Here is a 19808-nt window from a genome sequence, read left to right as displayed (position 1 = left end):
TTTTCGCCAATCCCCTGCCGCTGAAGTCCGGTTGAGTCCACACTGACCCCCAGCCCGATGGTGGAGCTTTCGCGGAGAACAGCAGGGGGATTCGTGTCGGAACGCCAACCGCTCTTCGACAACGCCAAGTTCGCCGCCGTCGCGCTGGTGGTCTGCGCCCACACCTGGATGCCGCTGCTGGAGCAGAACCGCACGGTCGGCGCCGTGGTGCTGACCATCGCGGCCTTCTCGATGCCGGTCTTCATCGTGCTCTGCGGCTACTTCGCCCGGCCCAGGCCCGGCCGCCCGCAGGTGGACGGCGGGCGGCTGATCACCCAGATCGCGGTCCCGTACCTGGTCTTCCAACTGCTCTACAACCTGGTCGGGATGCTGCTGGAACAGGAGCTCCAGCCGATCCGGCTGCTGGAGCCGCGCTGGCTCACCTGGTTCCTGCTCTCACTGCTGATCTGGCGGCTCAGCGTCCCGCTCTGGACCGCCCTGCGGCACCCGCTGCCGGTCGCCGTGCTGGTCGCGGCCGGCTCCGGCGCGATGCACGCCTACCCGGCCGAGCTCGCCCTCGGCCGGACCCTGGGCTTCCTGCCCTGGTTCGTGCTCGGGCTGGTGCTGCGGCCGCGGCACTTCGAACTGCTGCACCACCGGACGGTCCGCGCGCTCGCCCCGTTCGGCCTGTTCTCGGCGTTCGCCGCGGTCTGGCTGGCCTACCCCAAGCTGCTGAACTCCGCCTGGGTCGAGTACACCGAGACCGCGGCCCAACTCGGCGTCGCCTACCCGGTCTGGCTGACCGTCAAGGCCGCCCTCGGTCTGCTCTCCCTGGTCGCCGCCGCCTCCTTCCTCGCCCTGCTCCCGGCCCGCCGGCTGCCCTGGACCCGGCTCGGCGCCGCCTCGCTGTACGTCTACCTGCTGCACGGCTTCCCGCTCAAGGTGCTCCAGGCCAGCGGCGTCTACCACGCCCGCTCCCTGCACCACGCCTGGACCGCCCTGCCGGTGTACGGCGCCTTCGCGCTCGGCCTGGCGGTGCTGCTCAGCCTGCCGCTCAGCGTCCGGCTGTTCGGCCCGCTGGTGCAGCCACCGGTCGCCCGGCTGCTGCTCCGCCGGCCGCCGGGCACTACGTCAGCCGCGCCTGCTGGACCGCCAGTCGGGACGGCAGTACCGCCTCCACCCGGAAGCCCCCGTCCGGCTCCGGCCCGGCGCTGAAGCTGCCGCCCAGCGCGAGCACCCGCTCGCGCATGCCGACCAGCCCGTTGCCACCGCTCGGCAGGACGGTCTCCCGTTCCGTCCCGCCCGGGCAGTCGTTCAGCACCGCGACCCGCACGCCGTTCGGCACGAAGGCCAGCAGCACCGAGACCCGCGCGCCCCCGGCGTGCTTGTGAGCGTTCGTCAGCCCCTCCTGCACCACCCGGTACGCGGTCTGCTCGGCCTCCGGCACGAACTGCCGTCTGGCCCCGCTCACCGTCAGCGTCACCGGCATCCCGGCCGCCTCCGACTGCTGCACCAGCCGGGTCAGCTCGGCCAGCCCCGCCGGGGCGCCCACCGCCTCCTCCGACATCCGCAGCACCCCGAGGATCTCGCGCAGCTCGTTCAGCGCCTGCCGGCCCACCTCGCCCATCAGCCGGGCGCTCTGCTGCGCCTTCTCCGGGTCCTTCGGGATCACCCGCTCCAGCGCCCCGGCGTGCACCACCATCAGGCTCACCCGGTGCGCCACCACGTCGTGCATCTCCCGGGCGATCCGGGTCCGCTCCTCCAGCCGGGCCCGGCGGGCCCGCTCCTGCGCCTGCTCGGCCAGCAGGTCGAGCTCGGTCTCCAGGCCGTGCGCCCGGTCCTTGAGGCTCTCCACCAGCCGGCGGCGGGCCCCCAGGTACAGCCCGGTCACCACCGGGGGCACCGTCACCCCGATCGCGATCATGACCGCCATCAGCACGAACACCCAGGTCGGCGGGAGTTCACCGGGCGGGGCCTCACCGGGCGCGGTCTCGGGGGCCAGCATGCTGAACAGCACCACGGCCAGCGTCTCCACGAACGCCAGCGCCGACAGCGCCACCATCCGCCACCGTCTGGTCGGCCACTCCCAGGTCGCCGCCAGCGTGTACAGCGAGACCATCAGCAGCACGATGCCGAACGACCCCGGTACGAAGACCAGCGCCACCACCATCGGTACCGCGGGCCACCTGCGGCGCACCACCAGGGTCGCGCCGGACAGCGCGCCCAGCACGGCCACCGCCAGCGCGGCCGGGAACGGCCAGTGCAGTTGCTGCGCCGCCGTCACGTACGCCCCGAAGGCACACTCCAGCCCGGCCAACCCGGCCAGTCCGACATCCAGCACCACGCTACGGCGCCGCCCCCACCACCACAGTGCTGGGCCCGGCCCGCCCCCCTCCGGCGAGTTGCTCATGCGGCTCAGCCTAGGGCACCGGCTGCACCGGCCTCCGGCCGTGCCCGGCCCGGCCGGCCGGTCCGGAACCGCGATCGGTGTCCGCCATGCGGTTATCTCGCCGAGACGGCACCGGGTGCCACCTATGCTGGTCGCGTCGGACAGCGCGGTCCGCACACACCGCCTGCACCCGGGCGGCGAGAGCCGTTGCCGAACCCCACCACCACAGGGAGCCAGCCGTGACCGCTCCGGTCCCCACTCCGGCGGAGAGCCCCACGCCGATCGCCGACAACGCCGCGCTCCGCGCGGACATCCGCCGCCTCGGCGACCTGCTCGGCGAGACCCTGGTCCGCCAGGAGGGCGCCGAGCTGCTCGGCCTGGTCGAGCAGGTCCGCCTGCTCAGCCGCACCGACGGCGAGGCCACCGCGGAACTGCTCGCCGGCATCGACCTGGAGACCGCGGCCAAGCTGGTCCGGGCCTTCTCCACCTACTTCCACCTGGCGAACGTCACCGAGCAGGTGCACCGCGGCCGCGAGTTCGCCACCCGCCGGGCCAAGGACGGCTCGCTGCTGGCGCAGACCGCCGACCAGCTCGCGGACGCCGACCCGAAGCACCTGGCCGACACGCTGGCGAACCTGGCGGTCCGTCCGGTCTTCACCGCGCACCCGACCGAGGCGGCCCGCCGCTCGGTGCTGAACAAGCTGCGCCGGATCGGCGAGCTGCTGGAGCGGATCCACCGCGAGCACGCCGCCTCCGGCCTTTCGGCCACCGACCCGGTCCGGCACAGCTCGGCCAAGCGCCAGGCCGACCGCCGCCTCGCCGAGGTGATCGACCTGCTCTGGCAGACCGACGAGCTGCGGATCGCCCGCCCGGAGCCGACCGACGAGGCCCGCAACGCCGTCTACTACCTGGACGAGCTGTACCGCGAGGCCGTCCCGGAGGTACTGGAGGAGCTGCATGAGGAGCTGGCCCGGGTCGGGCTGAGCCTGCCCGAGGGCGTCCGCCCGCTGACCTTCGGCACCTGGATCGGCGGCGACCGGGACGGCAACCCGAACGTCACCCCGCAGGTCACCTGGGACGTGCTCAACCTCCAGCACGAGTACGGCATCAAGGACGCCCTGGCGGCCGTCGACGACCTGCGCAACTCGCTCTCCACCTCGGTCCGGCTGGCCGGCGCCTCGGAGGAGCTGCTCGCCTCGCTGGACGCCGACCTCGCGCTGCTGCCCGAGCTGAGCCCGCGCTACAAGCGGATGAACGCCGAGGAGCCGTACCGGCTCAAGGCCACCTGCGTCCGGCTCAAGCTGGAGAACACCCGCGAGCGGCTCTCGACCGGCACCCAGCACGTCCCGGGCCGGGACTACCTGGGCACCCGCGAGCTGGTCGCCGACCTGAAGCTCATTCAGGACTCGCTGCGGGCCCACCGGGGCGGCCTGATCGCCGACGGCCGGCTGGCCCGGGCGATCCGCACCGTGGAGGCGTTCGGCCTCCAGCTCGCCACCATGGACGTCCGCGAGCACGCCGAGGCGCACCACCACGCGCTCGGCCAGCTCTTCGACCGGCTCGGCGAGGAGGCCTGGCGCTACGCGGACATGCCGCGCGAGTACCGGCAGAAGCTGCTCGCCAAGGAGCTGCGCTCGCGCCGCCCGCTGGCGCCCACCCCGGCCCCGCTGGACGCCGCCGGGACGAAGACGCTCGGCGTCTTCAACACCATCCGCGAGGGCTTCGAGCGGTTCGGCGACGAGATCGTCGAGAGCTACATCATCTCGATGTGCCAGGGCGCGGACGACGTCTTCGCGGCCACCGTGCTGGCCCGCGAGGCCGGCCTGATCGACCTGCACGCGGGCATCGCCACCATCGGCATCGTGCCGCTGCTGGAGACCACCGACGAGCTCCAGGAGGCCGACCGGATCCTGGACGAGATGCTCTCCGACCCCTCGTACCGCCTGCTGGTCTCGCTCCGCGGCGACGTCCAGGAAGTGATGCTGGGCTACTCGGACTCGTCCAAGTTCGGCGGCATCACCACCTCCCAGTGGGAGATCCACCGGGCCCAGCGCCGGCTGCGCGACGTCGCGCACCGGTACGGCATCCGGCTGCGGCTGTTCCACGGCCGCGGCGGCACCGTGGGCCGCGGCGGCGGCCCCTCGCACGAGGCGATCCTGGCCCAGCCCTGGGGCACCCTGGAGGGCGAGATCAAGGTCACCGAGCAGGGCGAGGTGATCTCCGACAAGTACCTGCTCCCGTCGCTGGCCCGGGAGAACCTGGAGCTGACCATCTCGGCCACCCTGGCCGCCTCCGCGCTGCACACCGCACCGCGCCAGGCGCCCGAGGAGCTGGCCCGCTGGGACCAGGTGATGGACCGGGTCTCGGCCGCCGCGCACACCTCGTACCGCGCGCTGGTCGAGCAGGAGGACCTGCCGAAGTACTTCTTCGCGGCCACCCCGGTGGACCAGCTGGCCTCGCTGCACCTGGGCTCCCGCCCGTCCCGCCGCCCGGACTCGGGCGCCGGCCTGGACGGGCTGCGGGCCATCCCGTGGGTCTTCGGCTGGACCCAGTCCCGGCAGATCGTGCCCGGCTGGTACGGCGTCGGCTCCGGCCTGGCGGCGGCCCGGGAGGCCGGTCTGGGCGACGTGCTGGCGGAGATGCACGGTCAGTGGCACTTCTTCCAGAACTTCCTGTCCAACGTCGCCATGACGCTGGCCAAGACCGACCTGCGGATCGCCCGGCACTACGTCGAGCAGCTGGTGCCGGCCGAGCTGCACCACGTCTTCGACCAGATCGTGGCCGAGCACGAGCTGACCCTGAAGGAGGTGCTCCGCCTCACCGGTGAGAGCGAACTCCTGGAGCACAACGAGGTGTTGAAGCAGACCTTCACGGTCCGCGACGCCTACCTCGACCCGATCTCCTACCTCCAGGTCGCTCTGCTCCGCCGCCAGCGCGAGCTGGTCGCCCAGGGCCGCGACGAGGACCCGCTGCGGGCCCGGGCGCTGCTGCTGACCGTCAACGGCATCGCGGCCGGCCTGCGCAACACCGGCTGACCGTTCAGGACGTGAAGAGGGGCGGTCCGCACGGACCGCCCCTCTGTCGTCTCCTGACGCCCGCTCAGTGCACCGACACCCGGCCGGACTTGCGGCGGCGCAGCCACATCGCCGCACCCCCCGCCACCACCACCAGGCCGCCGCCCACGGCGTACAGCCCGGACGAGGCGCCCAGCTCCCCGGCGACCGGCGCGGGGAACTGCGCGGCGGCGGGCTCCGGCGTCCCGACCGGCTTCGCGCTCGGATCGGCGGCCTGCGCCGCCGAGGCACCGAACGCCGAGACGGACAGCGCCAGCGCCGTACCTCCGACGACACGTCCGACACGGACGCGCTGTGACCGAATCACGGTCCTTACCCCCAGTTCCAACCCCTCAACCCTGCGTACGGGCCTGACGTTATCCGATCGGACGGGTCGTTCCCACACGGATTGAGGAACGATCAAGCAAGCGTTGTACGACCGTTGCCCAAACCCGGCGCGGTCTCTTGACGGACCGTCAGGAGTTGTACGTGCCCTGTGCGCGTTCCAGGCCCTCGGTGAGCAGGGCCTCCACCGCGTCGGCCGACCGGTCCACGAACCAGTCCAGCTCCTTGCGCTCGGTCGAGGAGAAGTCCTTGAGCACGAAGTCCGCGACGTCCATCCGCCCCGGCGGGCGGCCGATCCCGCAGCGCAGCCGGTGGTAGTCGGGGCCGAGCGACTTGGTGATCGACTTCAGCCCGTTGTGGCCGTTGTCGCCGCCGCCGAGCTTGAGCCGCAGAGCGGCGTAGTCGAGGTCCAGCTCGTCGTGGACGGCGACCAGCGCCGAGGTGGGCGCCTTGTAGAAGTCGCGCAGCGCGGTGGTCGGGCCGCCGGAGAGGTTCATGAAGGTCATCGGCTTGGCCAGCACGACCCGCTTGCCACCGATCCGGCCCTCGGCGATCTGGGCTCGGCTCTTGTGGGTCTTGAACCTGGCGCCGATCCGCTGCGCCAGCAGGTCGACCACCATGAACCCGATGTTGTGCCGGTTCCGGGCGTACTCGTCGCCGGGGTTGCCGAGGCCGACGACCAGCCAGGGACCGTCGTAGTCGTTCATGTACCGCTCCTCATTCTTGGACCCTCCGGCACCTGTCTGGTTCAGCCATCATCCCGGACGCACCGCTGCCCCGGTCACTCCGAGTGGAGCGGCCGGGGCAGCGGTCAGGCAGCGGGTGGGGCTCAGGCCTCGGCGGCCGCGGCCTCGGCGTCGGCGTCGGCCTGCGAGGCCTGGGCGCCGATGACCTGCAGCACGACGGTGTCGCCGTCGATCGCCAGCACGGTGCCGGCCGGCAGGGTGATGTCCTTGGCCAGGACGGAGGCACCGGCCTCCAGGCCCGCGACCGAGACGGTGACGTTCTCGGGCAGGTGGGTGGCCTCGGCCTCGACCGGGAGGGCGTTCAGCACGTGCTCGAGCAGGTTGCCACCGGCGGCGAGCTCGCCCTCGGTGAGGACCGGGATCTCGACGGTGACCTTCTCGCCGCGCTTCACCAGCAGGAGGTCGACGTGCTCGATGGTGCGCTTGATGGCCTCACGCTGCACGGCCTTGGGGAGGACGTACTCGTCCTTGCCCTCGATCGGGACGACCAGGAGGGCGTTCGGGGTCTTGAGCGCCATCATCAGGTCGTGGCTCGGCAGGTTCAGGTGGACCGGGGTGTGACCGTGACCGTAGACGACACCGGGGACGAAGCCGGCGCGACGGGCGCGACGGGCGGCACCCTTGCCGAACTCGGTGCGGGACTCGGCGGCAAGGCGGATCTCGGACACGTCTGCTCCTCATAGAAAACGGGTGCAGACAAGCGAAAACCGCCGAAGCCACACCCTCAAATACTTGGGGGATTAGCTCGACGGCAGACGACGGCTGAATGGTTCTCAGCAGCGCGTCGATCACGGAGACGGCACCGAATGGGCGCGCAGCATCCCTCGCCGAGCAGTCTCACGAGTCTAACCGCACGGCTCGTCAACCACGAAATCGGCCCCCTGCGCCCGGGGGCGCAGGGGGCCGATCAGGAGGTGATGCGGGGTCAGTGCACGCCCTCGAACAGGCTGGTGACCGAGCCGTCCTCGAACACCTCGCGGATCGCGGCGGCGATCGACGGGGCGATCGAGAGCGTGGTCACCTTGTCCAGCTGGAGCTCCTGCGGGGTCGGCAGGGTGTTGGTGAACACGAACTCGCTGACCCGGGAGTTCTTCAGGCGGTCGGCCGCCGGGCCGGAGAGCACACCGTGGGTGGCGGCCACGATGACGTCCGCGGCGCCGTTGTCGAACAGCGCGTCGGCGGCGGCGCAGATGGTGCCGGCGGTGTCGATCATGTCGTCGACCAGGACGCAGACCCGGCCCTTAACGTCACCGACCACCTCGGCGGAGAGGATGGTGTTGGCCTGGGTCATGTCGCGGCGCTTGTGGATGATCGCCAGCGGGGCGCCGAGGCGGTCCGACCACTGGTCCGCGACCTTCACCCGGCCGGCGTCCGGCGAGACGATGGTCAGCTTCGAGCGGTCGACCTTCCGGCCCACGTAGTCGGCCAGCAGCGGCAGCGCGAACAGGTGGTCCACCGGGCCGGAGAAGAAGCCCTGGATCTGCGCGGTGTGCAGGTCCACGGCCATGATCCGGTCGGCGCCGGCCTGGGCCAGCAGGTCGGCCACCAGGCGGGCCGAGATGGGCTCGCGCCCGAGGTGCTTCTTGTCCTGCCGGGCGTAGCCGTAGAACGGCAGGATCGCCGTGATGCTCCGGGCCGAGGCCCGCTTCAACGCGTCGATCATGATGAGCTGTTCCATGATCCACTGGTTGATCGGAGCCGTGTGGCTCTGCATCACGAAGCAGTCCGCGCCTCGGGCGGAGTCCAGGAAGCGGACGTAGATCTCACCGTTGGCGAAGTCCAGCGCCTTGGTGGGCACCAGCTCGGTCCCGAGAGCCGCCGCCACCTCGCTCGCCAGCTCGGGGTGGGCACGGCCGGAGAAGAGCTTGAGCTTCTTCTCACCCGACGTCGTGATCCCGCTCACTGCACCGTCTCCTCGTGTTGCTGACGCACATGAACCCGCCGCGCCGCACCCCGGCGTGGCCGGGGTGGGAGGTCAACGGGGGATGGGGAGTACGCCCAAGACACGGGCCAGGGAGCCCAGTGGCGCACGTATGTACTCCAGGTTACGCGCTGGGCCGCGAAGCGTCCGCCCCGGCCCACTCCCCAAGATCCCCAGCGGGCCGCTCAGGCCTCGTTGGCCTCGGCGGCCGCACGGGCCGACTCGGTGCCGGGGCGCTTGCGCTCCACCCAGCCCGGGATGTTGCGCTGCGGGGCCCGGGAGACCCCGAGCGCACCGGCCGGCACATCGCTGATGATCACCGAGCCGGCCGCCGTGTAGGCACCGTCCCCGACGCTCACCGGGGCGATGAACATGTTGTCCGAACCGGTGCGGCAGTGGGCCCCGATGGTGGTCCGGTGCTTGTTCACGCCGTCGTAGTTGACCGTCACGGAGGCCGCGCCGATGTTGGTGTGCGCGCCGATCGTGGCGTCCCCGATGTACGAGAGGTGCGGCACCTTGGCGCCCTCGCCGAGCTCGGAGTTCTTGATCTCCACGTAGGTGCCGACCTTGGCCTTGCGGGCCAGCCTGGCGCCCGGGCGCAGGTAGGCGTACGGGCCGACGCCGGCCTGCTCGCCGATCTCGGCGCCGATGGCCGTGGCGTTGCTCACAGTGGCGCCGGCGCCGACCAGGGTGTCGGTCAGGGTCGAGTTCGGACCGACCTGGCAGCCCTCCCCCAGGTGGGTGGCGCCGTGCAGCTGGGTGTTGGGCAGCAGCACCGCGTCCGGCTCGTAGGTGACCTGGACGTCGATCCAGGTGGTGGCCGGGTCGACCACGGTGACGCCCTCGCGCATCGCCCGCTCGGTCAGCCGGGAGTTCAGGATCCGGCGGGCCTCGGCCAGCTGGACCCGGTCGTTGATGCCGAGGATGTCCCGGTAGTCGGCCGCCACCACGGCACCCACCCGGTGGCCCGCCGTCCGGAGGATGCCGAGGGTGTCGGTGAGGTACTCCTCGCCCTGCGAGTTGTCGGTGGTCACCTGGGCCAGCGCCTCGGCCAGCAGCTTGGCGTCGAACGCGAACACACCGGAGTTGATCTCGGCGATGGCGCGCTGCTCGGGGGTGGCGTCCTTCTCCTCGACGATCGCGGCGACCGCGTCCGCCCCGTCCCGCAGGATCCGGCCGTAGCCGGTGGAGTCCGGCACCACCGCGGTCAGCACGGTGACGCCGTTGCCCTGGGCGGCGTGCGAGGCCACCAGGGCGGCCAGCGTGGCACCGGTGAGCAGCGGGGCGTCGCCGGTGGTGATCACCACCGTGCCGTCCGGCTGCTCGCCGTCGGCGGCCAGCGCGGCCAGCGCCGTGCGCACCGCGTGGCCGGTGCCGTTCTGCTCCAGTTGCACGGCGGTCCGCACGCCGGGGTAGTACTCCGCCAGGTGCGCCTCGACCAGCTCGCGCTGGTGGCCGACCACCACCAGCAGCCGATCCGGCGTCAACTCCTGGGCGGCGGCCACCGCGTGGCCGACCAGGGTGCGACCGCAGATCGGGTGCAGCACCTTGGGCAGGCTCTTGGACTTCATCCGAGTCCCGCCGCCGGCGGCGAGCACGATCACGGCAGCAGGGTTGTTGGCACTCACGCGGGAGGCTCCTCGGTTCGGCGCAGGAAGAGGGGAGGGCGCCCGGAGGGGCGGCACTCCGCACGGCCGCGCCCGGGCTGCCCCGAGCTTAGCCGGGACACGACTCGGCCCCCGGACCGCCCGGGCGGTCCGGGGGCCGCCGTGAAGGCTCCCGGAGGAGGATTCGAACCCCCATAAGCTGGACCAAAACCAGCTGTCCTGCCCTTAGACGATCCGGGAAGGAGCAGTGCCGTGCCGGTCCCCCGGCACGCGGTCCACAGCCTACGGGGTACGGGCCCGCACATCCACCACCTTGAGGGGCCCCTGGCGGTTCCCGACACGTTCTTCCCAACCGGGGCGGCATTACCTACGATGCCGTAGGTTACGGCTACGTAGGTAGCCCCTTCCCTCAAGGACACCCATGACGATCCAGGCCAGCGAAGCGCCTCCCGGGGCCGACGCCGTCGCCGCCACCCAGCTGTCCGCCACCCGGGGCGGCGAGCGGCAGGGGCTCGCCGAGCGGATCACGCTCGGCCTCTTCATCGGAGTGCCCTTCCTGGCCCTGCTGGCCGTCGTGCCGGTGGCCTGGGGCTGGGGCCTGGGCTGGACCGACCTGGCGATCGCCACGGTGATGTACTTCGTCGCCTGCCACGGCATCACGGTCGGCTTCCACCGCTACTTCACCCACGGCTCGTTCAAGGCCAAGCGCCCGCTGGTGATCGCGATGGCGATCGCCGGGAGCCTGGCGATCGAGGGCCCGCTGGTCCGCTGGGTGGCCGACCACCGCAAGCACCACCGGTTCAGCGACAAGGACGGCGACCCGCACTCGCCCTGGCGCTACGGCGAGTCGGTGCCCGCGCTGATGAAGGGCCTCTGGTGGGCCCACATGGGCTGGCTCTTCGACGAGGAGCAGACCCCTCAGCTGAAGTACGCGCCCGACCTGGTGAAGGACCCCGCCATAAGGACCATCTCCCGGCTGTTCTGGGTCTGGACCCTGGTCTCGATGCTGATCCCGCCGCTGGTCGGCGGCCTGGTCTCGATGTCCTGGCAGGGCGCGCTGACCGCCTTCTTCTGGGGTTCGCTGGTCCGGGTGGCACTGCTGCACCACGTCACCTGGTCGATCAACTCGATCTGCCACGCGATCGGCTCCCGCCCGTTCAAGTCCCGCGACCGGTCCGGCAACGTCTGGTGGCTGGCGGTGCTGTCCTGCGGCGAGTCCTGGCACAACCTGCACCACGCCGACCCCACCTCGGCCCGGCACGGCGTGCTGCGCGGCCAGATCGACTCCTCCGCCCGACTGATCCGCTGGTTCGAACAGGCGGGCTGGGCGAAGGATGTGCGGTGGCCGGACGCGGAGCGGATCGCCGCCCGCCGCACCGCATGACCCGACGCCTGCAGCATGATGTAAGGGTGAACGGGAGCAACGGAGACACCACGGACGGTCGGACCAGACGAGCGGAGACCGCCCGTACCCGGTCCGCCGCCCCCGCCCGTACCACCAAGCCCGGCCGGGTCCGGATGACCGGCAAGCAGCGGCGCGAGCAGCTGCTCGACATCGGCCGGACGGTCTTCGCCGAGCGCGGCTACGACGGCACCTCGGTCGAGGAGATCGCCGAACGGGCGGGCGTCTCCAAGCCGGTGGTCTACGAGCACTTCGGCGGCAAGGAGGGGCTGTACGCGGTCGTGGTCGACCGCGAGATGCAGCTCCTCCTCGACATGGTCACCGGCGCGCTGACCGGCGGGCACTCGCGCGAGCTGCTGGAGCAGGCCGCCTTCGCCCTGATGGACTACATCGACACCTCGACCGACGGCTTCAAGATCCTGGTCCGGGACTCGCCGGTGGCCCAGTCCACCGGCAGCTTCGCCTCGCTGATCAGCGACATCGCCGTCCAGGTCGAGGACATCCTCGGCCTGGAGTTCAAGTCGCGCGGCTTCGACGCCCGGCTGGCACCGATGTACTCGCAGATGCTGGTCGGCATGGTCGCGCTCACCGGCCAGTGGTGGCTGGAGGTCCGCCGGCCCGGCAAGGCCGAGGTGGCCGCGCACCTGGTGAACCTGGCCTGGCACGGCCTGGAGGGAATGGAGCGGCACCCCAAGCTGGTCGGGGACCGGCAGCTCTGACCACTGTGTGCGCTCTGTTCACGGGGGAAGTCTTGACGTCAAGAGGCTTCATATCGACACACCCGTGGCTACACTGATCCACATGGAGGACGAGGTCGACCGGCTGGTCGCTGCATGGCGCCGTGAGCGCCCCGACCTCGACGTGTCCCCGCTGGAGGTGCTCAGCCGGGTCAGCCGGCTCGCCCGGCACCTGGACCGCGCCCGCCGCACCGCCTTCGCGGAGCACGGCCTGGAGCCGTGGGAGTTCGACGTCCTGACCGCCCTGCGCCGGGCCGGCTCCCCCTACCAGCTCTCCCCCGGCCAGCTGCTCACCCAGACCCTGGTCACCTCCGGCACCATGACCAACCGGATCGACCGGCTCACCGGCAAGGGGCTGGTCAAGCGGCTGCCCGATCCGGACGACCGCCGCGGCGTCCTGGTCCGGTTGACCGAGGACGGCCGCGACCGCGCCGACGAGGCGCTGGCCGGCCTGCTGGCCCACGAGCGGGCCCTGCTCGCCGAACTGACGGGCCACCAGCAGACCGAGCTCGCGGGGCTGCTCCGCCAGCTGGTGGCACCCTTCGACAGCGCCGGCTGACCAGGGGCTCGGGGAACGGCGACGCTACGTGGCGGGCGGGGCAACAGGCGAAAGTGCCTGACCGCACACGTACGTTGAACGCTCCTGAGGTCGGCGCCGCCGTTCCTCGGGCCCCTGGTGGCTGATCGTGTGCCTAGAAGCCGTCCGGGTAGGGGGCGCTGAGGGCGGGGACGGGCTGGGCCTCGGGGGTGTGGTAGCCCGGGAGGAGTTCGGCGAGCCGGCGGCGGACCTCGGCGTCGGAGTTGCCCGCCGCGGCCTGGTAGAGGCCGGTCAGGCCGCCGGCCAGGTCCTCCGGGCCGGCCGAGTGGTCGGCGACGGTGGCGTAGATCCGGGCGTGGGCGGTGGGCAGGCGTTCCTCGCCCTCGGAGAACAGGGCCTCGTTGAGCTTCTCACCGGCCCGCAGGCCGGTGTACCTGATCTCCACCTCCTCCGCCTCCAGCTGCACCTGCCGGGCGAAGTTGTGCACCAGGTCGACGATCCGCACCGGCTCGCCCATGTCCAGCACGAACACCTCCCCGCCGTGCGCCATCCGGCCGGCCTCCAGCACCAGCCCGACCGCCTCCTCAATGGTCATGAAGAAGCGGGTCACGTCGGGGTGGGTGACCGTCACCGGGCTGCCGCTGCGCAGCTGTTCGGCCAGTACCGAGAGCAGCGAGCCGCGCGAGCCGAGCACGTTGCCGAACCGGACCGCCGAGAAGACGCCCGTCCCGAGGTTGCGCGCGTCCCGGGCGTTGGCCTGCACGATCAGCTCGGCCAGCCGCTTGCTGGCGCCGAGCACCGAGGTCGGGTCGGCGGCCTTGTCGGTCGAGATCAGCACGAACCGCTCGACGCCGGTGGCCAGCGCCGCCTCGACCAGGTTGTCGGTGCCCAGCACGTTGGACTTCACCGCCTCGGAGGGGTGGCGCTCCAGCAGTGGCAGGTGCTTGTGCGCGGCGGCGTGGAAGACCACCTCGGGCTTGAGGTCGCGGAAGATCTGCTGGATTCTCGGCCGGTCCCGGATGTCGGCGATCACCAGGGCGTCGTCGGTGAGCAACGCCTCGCCCCAGATGTCCAGTTGGAGCCGGTGCAGATTGGACTCGTCGTGGTCGAGCATGTACAGCTCGGCCGGGTTGAAGGCGTGCAGCTGGCGGCAGAGCTCGCTGCCGATCGAGCCGCCCGCGCCGGTCACCAGGACCCGGCGGCCCTCGATCACGGCCCGGACGTCCGAGGAGACCACGTGCACCTCGTGCCGGCCGATCAGCCGGTTCACGTCCAGGCTGCGCAGGTCGGAGCCGACCACCTCGCGGCGGAGTGCGGAGAGGAAGGACGGCAGGTAGCGGACCGCGGCTCCGGCTCCCGCGGCGGCGGTGGCCAGGGCGCGGACCTTCTGGTGGGCCAGGCCGGGGATGGCCAGCACCACCACCTGGGCCCGGTGCTCGACGGCGAGTTCGGTGAGCTCGGCCAGCGTGCCCAGTACCGGTGCCCCGCTGACCAGTTGACCCGCCTTGAGCGGGTCGTCGTCCAGCAGCCCGACCGGGAGGAGCCCGAAGTCGGGGGTGCGGCCCAGGTCGCGGACGAGGGCCGTCCCGGCCGAGCCGGCACCGACCACGATCGTACGCAGACCTGAACCACCTTCCGGGAGTGGGCGGTTGGGTTCATTCAGGCGTGCGGCATTGCTGTACGGCGACATGTGTCCTCCGAATTCCCTGACCTGACGATGTCGGTACCTGGGGTTGGGGGGCTGGTCAGCCGGCGCCGGGGCCTGTGGCGACGGTTGGGGTGGGGCGCGGGGGCGGTGGAACGGCCGGCTCGGACGGGCTGACGCCCGCCCGGCGGGCGACCGCGACGGCCGCGAGGGTGGAGTGCACCCCCAGCTTGCCGAGCACGTTCTGCATGTGGGTGCGGACGGTGTGCGGGGAGAGGTAGAGCCGCTCGGCCACGGCCTGCCGGCCGAGCCCGGCGACCATGCAGCGGAGCACCTCCTCCTCCCGGGGGGTGAGGCTCTCCACCAGCCGTTCGCTCTCCGTCCGGTCGCGCCGGGCGGCGGTCAACTCCCGTACCACTCCGGTGAGCAGTGCGGGCGGCAGATGCGTCTCGTCGCGCAGGACGCCGCGGATCACGGCCATCAGGCGCGGCAGTGAGCTGTCCTTGGCGACCCAGCCGCAGGCCCCGGCCTGGAGGGCCCGGACGGCGCGGCGCGGGTCGTCCTCGCCCGCGAGCACCACCGCACGCAGCTCGGGGTAGCTCCGACAGGCCCGGGCGAGCAGCGGCAGGCCGTCGGCCGGCGGCCCGGACGGGGGCCTGGGCGGAACGGCGGGCAGCAGGACGGGCGGCCTCCTGGGTGCCGGGGCGCGTCCGAACTGCTCGGCGGGCTCCGCCGGTTGGCGCAGCCGCCGGGTGGCCGGTGTGCTCGCGGGGCCGAGGTCGGCATCGATCAGGATCACGTCGAAGGCCCGCCCTTCGGCGGCGGCCCGCTCCAGGGCGCGCTCGGCCCCGGCCGTGCTCCCGGCCACGCCGACCTCGACGTCGGCCTCGGCGGCCAGGGTGGCCGCCAGTGCCTCGGCAAAGATGCGGTGGTCGTCGACCACCAGGACGCGAACCCGTCCCATCGTCGTTCCCCCCCTGCTCAGGTGCCGACCCCCACCGGCTGCCGGGTCCACTGCGGTGGGCGCTCCCACGTCCGCCCCCCGGTTCCCTGCGGGACTCAGCGTACGGATACCGGCAGGGAATCGGTGGGGGTTTGGTGAAGTTTCGTCATTCGCCGTGCAGTTGTCCGGACATGACACCGCCCCGGGCCGACAGTGCATCGGTCCGGGGCGGGGTCATGCGTGGTCAGCCGAGCCGGCGGGCTCCGGCGGCCGGGACGGCGGTGAAGGTGCGCGGCTCGGCGTGGCCGGCCGCCTTGAACGCGCCGGTCACGGCGGCCGCGACCCCGTCCAGCAGCTCGGCCGCCACCAGGGCGATCACCGAGCCGCCGAAACCGCCGCCGGTCATCCGGGCGCCGAGCGCACCGGCCTCCACCGCCGCGGCCACCGCGAGGTCGGTCTCCGGGCAGGAGACCCGGTAGTCGTCCCGGAGCGAGGCGTGCCCGGCGGTCAGCACCGGCCCCAGCCCGGCCGGGTCGTCCGCGTCCAGCAGGGCGATGACCTGCTCGACCCGGGCGTTCTCGGTCACCACGTGGCGTACCAGCGGCCGGAGTTCGGCGGGCAGCCGGTCCAGCGCGGCCGGCAGGCCGGCCCGGTCGAGCTCGCGCAGGGCGGACAGGCCGAGCAGCCCGGCGGCCCGCTCGCAGCCGGCCCGGAGCTCGGCGTACGCGCCGTCGGCCAGGTCGTGCTTGACCCGGGTGTCGATCACCAGCAGCCGCAGGCCGCGGGCCGCCAGGTCGAGCGGGACCTGGCGCTGCGACAGGTCCCTGGTGTCCAGGAAGAGCGCGCCGCCCTCGGCGCAGCACATCGAGGCCATCTGGTCCATCACACCGCACGGGACGCCGACGAAGGCGTTCTCGGCCCGCTGCGCGAGCAGTGCCAGCTCGGCCGCGTCGAGCTCCAGGTCGTACAGGTCGCGGTACGCGGTGGCGACCACGCACTCCAGTGCGGCCGAGGAGGACAGGCCCGCCCCGGTCGGCACGTCGCTGTCGAACCAGAAGTCCGCGCCGCCGACCTGGTGGCCGGCCTCGCGCAGCGCCCAGACCACCGCCGCCGGGTACTTGGCCCAGCCCGTCACGGAGCCGGGCGCCAGCGCGGCGACCTCCAGCTCGACCACCTGGCCGTCGCCCTGCTCGCTCCACAGCCGGAGCAGGCCGTCGGTGCGGAGCCGGACGGCCGCCCTGGCGGCGTGCGGCAGGGCGATCGGGAGCACGAAGCCGTCGTTGTAGTCGGTGTGCTCGCCGATCAGGTTGACCCGGCCGGGTGCGGCCCAGACCCCGGTCGGGTCGGCGCCGTGGACGGACTGGAAGTCGGTCATGCTTGCTTCTTCTCCAGGGTGAACTGCCAGGCGTCCCGGACGATCTCGTCCAGGTCCGCACGACGGGGGGTCCAGCCCAGCGCCTGGTGGGCGCGGGCGGCGGAGGCGACCAGGACGGCCGGGTCGCCGGGGCGGCGGTCGGCGACCACGACCGGGATCTCCCGGCCGGTCACGCGCTTCACCGACTCGATCACCTCACGGACCGAGAAGCCGCTGCCGTTGCCGAGGTTGCAGATCAGGTGCTCGCCGGCCTTGGCGGCGCCCAGCGCCAGCAGGTGCGCGTCGGCCAGGTCGGCGACGTGGATGTAGTCGCGGATGCAGGTGCCGTCCGGCGTCGGGTAGTCCTCGCCGTAGACCGCGATGTGCGGGCGCTCGCCCAGGGCGGCCTGGAAGACCAGCGGGATCAGGTGCGACTCCGGGTCGTGCCGCTCGCCGAAGGCGACACCCGAGGAGCTGCCGTACGCCCCGGCCACGTTGAAGTAGCGCAGCGAGACGGCGGCCAGGCCGTGCGCGGCCGCCTCACTGGTGATCAGGTGGTCGACCGCGAGCTTGGTCGCGCCGTAGGTGTTGGTCGGCGAGGTGCGGGCGGTCTCGGCGATCGGGACCTGCTCCGGCTCGCCGTAGACGGCGGCGGTGGAGGAGAAGACCAGGGTGCCGACGCCGGCCTTGCGCATCGCGCTGATCAGCTCCAGCGAGCCGGCCACGTTGTTGCGCCAGTACTTCTCCGGGTCCGCGACCGACTCGCCGACCTGGGAGCTGGCGGCGAAGTGCAGCACGCCGTCGTAGGAGGAGTCGAGCACCTCGGCCGCGTCCTGGATCCGGCCCCGGACGAACTCGGCCCCGGCCGGGACGCCCTCGCGGAAACCGGTGGAGAGGTCGTCCAGCACCGTCACCTGGTGGCCGGCCTCCAGCAGGTGCGCGGTGACCACACTGCCGACGTAGCCGGCGCCACCGGTTACCAGGTACTTACTCATGGTGCGACCTCCCGCAGGCGATGGGCCGCCGCTTCCGGCGACACATCGTTGATGAATGCGTCCATGCCGGATTCGACCCCGGCCAGGAACTTGAGCTTGCCTACCGTACGACGGATCGTGAAGAGCTCCAGATGCAGTGCGAGCTCCTCCCGCCGCCCGGCGGGTGCCTGGTGCCAGGCCGCGATGTACGGGGTCGGAGCCGCTCCGTCGAACAACAGGTCGAAGCGGCGCAGCAGTTCGAGGTAGACCCCCGGGAACTCGGCCCGCTCCGCCTCGGTCAGCCCGGTCAGGTCCGCCACCCGGCGGTTCGGGTACAGGTGCACCTCGTACGGCCAGCGGGCCGCGAACGGGACGAACGCGGTCCAGTGCTCACCCCGGATCACCACCCGTACGGGGTCCGCCAGTTCGGCCGCGAGCAGGTCCTCGAACAGGTTGCGGCCGGTCGCGGCGCGGTGCTCGGCGGCGCGGTCGGCCATCCTGGCGGTGCGCGGGGTGGTGAACGGGAAGGCGTAGATCTGGCCGTGCGAGTGGGCCAGCGTCACCCCGATCTCGGCACCCCGGTTCTCGAAGCAGTAGACCTGCTGCACGCCGGGGAGGGCGGACAGCTCGGCCGTCCGGTCGGTCCAGGCGTCCAGCACCAGGCGGGCCCGCTGCTCGGTCAGGTCGGCGAACGAGGCGTCGTGGTCGGCGGTGAAGCAGACCACCTCGCAGCGGCCCACCCCCGGCTGCAGCTCGCGCAGCGGCGTGGGGTCGGGCAGGACCTCGGCGGCCGCACCGTGGGCGAGCGAGGGGAAGCGGTTCTCGAAGACCACGACCTCGTAGTCGGGGGCCGGGACCTCGCTCAGCCGGCCCTCCCGGGACGGGCAGAGCGGACACTCGTCGGCCGGGGGGTGGTAGGTGCGGCCCTGGCGGTGCGCCGCGACCGTGACGTGGTCGCCGGTGACCGGGTCGCGGCGGACCTCCGACAGGGCGGTGGCGGCCTCCAGCGGACGCAGGTCGGTGAAGGCCCGGTCGGCGGACTCGTCCGCATCGAAGTAGATGAGCTCGCGGCCGTCCGCGAGCTTGGTCGTGGTCTTCTGCACGGCTCCGCCTTCCGATGTGCGCTGGCGCTCACATAATCAAACGGAACCCCACAGAAGTCAACAGAAGGCTGCTTCTTCAGGTCCGGGTGATGCGCTCCAGGAGTCCGGTGCGGGCGGCGGTGGCGGTGGCTTCGAGCCGGGTGCGGGCGCCGAGCTTCATCAGGACCCGCTGGACGTGGGTACGGGCCGTGCTCGGGGCGATGCCCATACCGGCCGCGATGGCGGTGGTGTCCTGGCCCTCGGTGATCCGGATCAGCACCTGGACCTCCCGCCGGGTGAGCGCCCGCAGCAGCCGCACCGCGTCGTCGTCCGGCTCGGCCACCGGACGGAGCAGCCGCTCGAACGCCCCCTGCAGCACCTCGACCGCGCAGGCGGCCTCCCCGGCCCGGACCCGGGTGATCGCCCGCTCGACCACCTCTATCCGCTCGTCGCTGCGCACGTAGCCCGCCGCCCCGGCCGCGAACGCCGCCGCCACCCGGCCGGGCTCGCCGACCGGACCGAGCACCACCACCGCGATCTCCGGCCGCTCCCGGCGCAGCCGCCGCAGCGGCTCGAAGGCGTCCGGACCGCCCGGCCCGGCCACCCCCAGCAGGCACACCTCCGGCCGCCGGCCGATCACCGCCTCGCCGACCGTGCGGGCCGGCGACCCGATCGCGAGCACCCGGTGTCCGCGCAGGGCCAGCGCGGAGGCCAGTGCCTCCGCGAGCAGTCTGTGGTCGTCGACCACCACGAGCCGAACGCCCACGGCGCCTCCACTCCCCGTCCGGCCCGCCCGTCGCACCCCGTCCGTACCCGGCGGGCGGCCGTGACGCACCATCAGAGCGCATTCGGCCCCGCCCCGCCAGAGTGCGATCGCGCCGACCCGGCTCCGGAAACACGAAAGGCCCCCGCCGTAATGGCGGGAGCCTTCGTAGTTGGAGCCCCCATGCGGAATCGAACCGCAGACCTTCTCCTTACCATGGAGACGCTCTACCGACTGAGCTATAGGGGCGAACCGGTCGAACGAGGAAGACATTACACGGTGATCGGCCGGTACGGGAAATCCGCCCCCGCGCCCCCTCCGACGGCCCGC

17 protein-coding genes and 2 tRNA genes are annotated in these 19808 nt (G+C 72.3%); 5 read left to right on the top strand and 14 right to left on the bottom strand.

Annotated elements, in window-relative coordinates; genetic code table 11:
* Positions 1–93 precede the first annotated feature (93 nt).
* Positions 94–1194, top strand: coding sequence for an acyltransferase family protein (locus ABT118_RS10865; RefSeq protein ID WP_350658011.1), 1101 nt, complete (start codon positions 94–96; stop codon positions 1192–1194).
* On the opposite strand, the gene ABT118_RS10860 is transcribed toward ABT118_RS10865, so the two are convergent.
* Complete coding sequence (locus ABT118_RS10860) at positions 1106–2389, bottom strand: sensor histidine kinase (RefSeq protein WP_350658003.1); 1284 nt, start codon at positions 2387–2389, stop codon at positions 1106–1108. The two genes, ABT118_RS10865 and ABT118_RS10860, sit on opposite strands and share 89 nt — an antisense overlap.
* 218 nt (positions 2390–2607) lie before the next feature.
* On the opposite strand from ABT118_RS10860, the gene ppc reads away from it, so the two are divergent.
* A complete protein-coding gene (gene ppc / locus ABT118_RS10855; RefSeq protein ID WP_350657980.1) occupies positions 2608–5403 on the top strand; it encodes a phosphoenolpyruvate carboxylase in 2796 nt (931 codons plus the stop codon).
* Between the two features lie 64 nt (positions 5404–5467).
* Here the strand turns inward: ppc and ABT118_RS10850 are convergent, their stop codons facing one another.
* The 6 genes from ABT118_RS10850 to ABT118_RS10825 form a co-directional block, all read right to left on the bottom strand.
* Positions 5468–5749, bottom strand: coding sequence for a hypothetical protein (locus ABT118_RS10850; RefSeq protein WP_350657966.1), 282 nt, complete (start codon positions 5747–5749; stop codon positions 5468–5470).
* Positions 5750–5897: 148 nt separating this feature from the next.
* Positions 5898–6473, bottom strand: a complete 576-nt coding sequence (gene pth / locus ABT118_RS10845) for an aminoacyl-tRNA hydrolase (protein ID WP_350657954.1) — start codon at positions 6471–6473, stop codon at positions 5898–5900.
* Between the two features lie 122 nt (positions 6474–6595).
* Positions 6596–7180 (bottom strand): 50S ribosomal protein L25/general stress protein Ctc, encoded by a 585-nt coding sequence (locus ABT118_RS10840; RefSeq protein ID WP_350657938.1) that lies wholly within the window; start codon positions 7178–7180, stop codon positions 6596–6598.
* 257 nt (positions 7181–7437) lie between these two features.
* A complete protein-coding gene (locus ABT118_RS10835; protein WP_350657925.1) occupies positions 7438–8415 on the bottom strand; it encodes a ribose-phosphate diphosphokinase in 978 nt (325 codons plus the stop codon).
* A 203-nt stretch (positions 8416–8618) separates the two neighbouring features.
* Positions 8619–10061, bottom strand: a complete 1443-nt coding sequence (gene glmU, locus ABT118_RS10830; RefSeq protein ID WP_350657912.1) for a bifunctional UDP-N-acetylglucosamine diphosphorylase/glucosamine-1-phosphate N-acetyltransferase GlmU — start codon at positions 10059–10061, stop codon at positions 8619–8621.
* Positions 10062–10209: 148 nt separating this feature from the next.
* Positions 10210–10280, bottom strand: a tRNA-Gln gene (locus tag ABT118_RS10825).
* Between the two features lie 181 nt (positions 10281–10461).
* Here ABT118_RS10825 and ABT118_RS10820 point away from each other — a divergent pair.
* The 3 genes from ABT118_RS10820 to ABT118_RS10810 all read left to right on the top strand — a co-directional run bounded on the left by ABT118_RS10820 (position 10462) and on the right by ABT118_RS10810 (position 12738).
* A complete protein-coding gene (locus ABT118_RS10820; protein ID WP_350657888.1) occupies positions 10462–11424 on the top strand; it encodes an acyl-CoA desaturase in 963 nt (320 codons plus the stop codon).
* Positions 11421–12161, top strand: coding sequence for a TetR/AcrR family transcriptional regulator (locus tag ABT118_RS10815; protein ID WP_502884521.1), 741 nt, complete (start codon positions 11421–11423; stop codon positions 12159–12161). The genes ABT118_RS10820 and ABT118_RS10815 overlap by 4 nt, the downstream gene beginning before the upstream one ends.
* Before the next feature lie 82 nt (positions 12162–12243).
* On the top strand, positions 12244–12738 hold the full coding sequence (locus ABT118_RS10810) for a MarR family winged helix-turn-helix transcriptional regulator (RefSeq protein WP_350665003.1): 495 nt from the start codon (positions 12244–12246) through the stop codon (positions 12736–12738).
* Positions 12739–12871: 133 nt separating this feature from the next.
* Here ABT118_RS10810 and ABT118_RS10805 read toward each other — a convergent pair whose 3' ends face one another.
* The 7 genes from ABT118_RS10805 to ABT118_RS10775 all read right to left on the bottom strand — a co-directional run bounded on the left by ABT118_RS10805 (position 12872) and on the right by ABT118_RS10775 (position 19727).
* Positions 12872–14326 carry a polysaccharide biosynthesis protein gene (locus tag ABT118_RS10805; RefSeq protein WP_350657843.1) on the bottom strand — a complete coding sequence of 485 codons (1455 nt, stop codon included), beginning with the start codon at positions 14324–14326 and terminating at the stop codon, positions 12872–12874.
* A gap of 136 nt (positions 14327–14462) precedes the next feature.
* Positions 14463–15326 carry a LuxR C-terminal-related transcriptional regulator gene (locus ABT118_RS10800; RefSeq protein ID WP_350657835.1) on the bottom strand — a complete coding sequence of 288 codons (864 nt, stop codon included), beginning with the start codon at positions 15324–15326 and terminating at the stop codon, positions 14463–14465.
* Between the two features lie 223 nt (positions 15327–15549).
* Entirely contained in the window at positions 15550–16680 is a 1131-nt protein-coding gene (gene galK, locus ABT118_RS10795; RefSeq protein ID WP_350657822.1) for a galactokinase, read from the bottom strand.
* Entirely contained in the window at positions 16677–17654 is a 978-nt protein-coding gene (galE, locus tag ABT118_RS10790) for a UDP-glucose 4-epimerase GalE (protein WP_350657807.1), read from the bottom strand. Before galE ends, galK begins: the two co-directional genes overlap by 4 nt.
* Complete coding sequence (gene galT / locus ABT118_RS10785; RefSeq protein ID WP_350657795.1) at positions 17651–18736, bottom strand: galactose-1-phosphate uridylyltransferase; 1086 nt, start codon at positions 18734–18736, stop codon at positions 17651–17653. Before galT ends, galE begins: the two co-directional genes overlap by 4 nt.
* Before the next feature lie 76 nt (positions 18737–18812).
* Positions 18813–19481, bottom strand: coding sequence for a response regulator transcription factor (locus tag ABT118_RS10780; RefSeq protein ID WP_350657781.1), 669 nt, complete (start codon positions 19479–19481; stop codon positions 18813–18815).
* A gap of 170 nt (positions 19482–19651) precedes the next feature.
* A tRNA-Thr gene (locus tag ABT118_RS10775) sits at positions 19652–19727 on the bottom strand.
* Between the last annotated feature and the right edge of the window lie 81 nt (positions 19728–19808).

It is taken from the genome of Kitasatospora sp. NPDC002040, from assembly GCF_040296785.1.
GTDB lineage: Bacteria > Actinomycetota > Actinomycetes > Streptomycetales > Streptomycetaceae > Kitasatospora.
This window is presented reverse-complemented; position numbering and strand designations above follow the sequence as displayed.

What these genes read in the sequence shown, in the direction of transcription:
- ABT118_RS10860 (WP_350658003.1), bottom strand. Translation starts at nt 2,389, where the DNA reads ATGAGCAACTCGCCGGAGGGGGGCGGGCCGGGCCCAGCACTGTGGTGG.
- pth (WP_350657954.1), bottom strand. Translation starts at nt 6,473, where the DNA reads ATGAACGACTACGACGGTCCCTGGCTGGTCGTCGGCCTCGGCAACCCC.
- ABT118_RS10820 (WP_350657888.1), top strand. Translation starts at nt 10,462, where the DNA reads ATGACGATCCAGGCCAGCGAAGCGCCTCCCGGGGCCGACGCCGTCGCC.
- ABT118_RS10815 (WP_502884521.1), top strand. Translation starts at nt 11,421, where the DNA reads ATGACCCGACGCCTGCAGCATGATGTAAGGGTGAACGGGAGCAACGGA.
- ABT118_RS10810 (WP_350665003.1), top strand. Translation starts at nt 12,244, where the DNA reads ATGGAGGACGAGGTCGACCGGCTGGTCGCTGCATGGCGCCGTGAGCGC.
- ABT118_RS10800 (WP_350657835.1), bottom strand. Translation starts at nt 15,326, where the DNA reads ATGGGACGGGTTCGCGTCCTGGTGGTCGACGACCACCGCATCTTTGCC.
- galK (WP_350657822.1), bottom strand. Translation starts at nt 16,680, where the DNA reads ATGACCGACTTCCAGTCCGTCCACGGCGCCGACCCGACCGGGGTCTGG.
- galE (WP_350657807.1), bottom strand. Translation starts at nt 17,654, where the DNA reads ATGAGTAAGTACCTGGTAACCGGTGGCGCCGGCTACGTCGGCAGTGTG.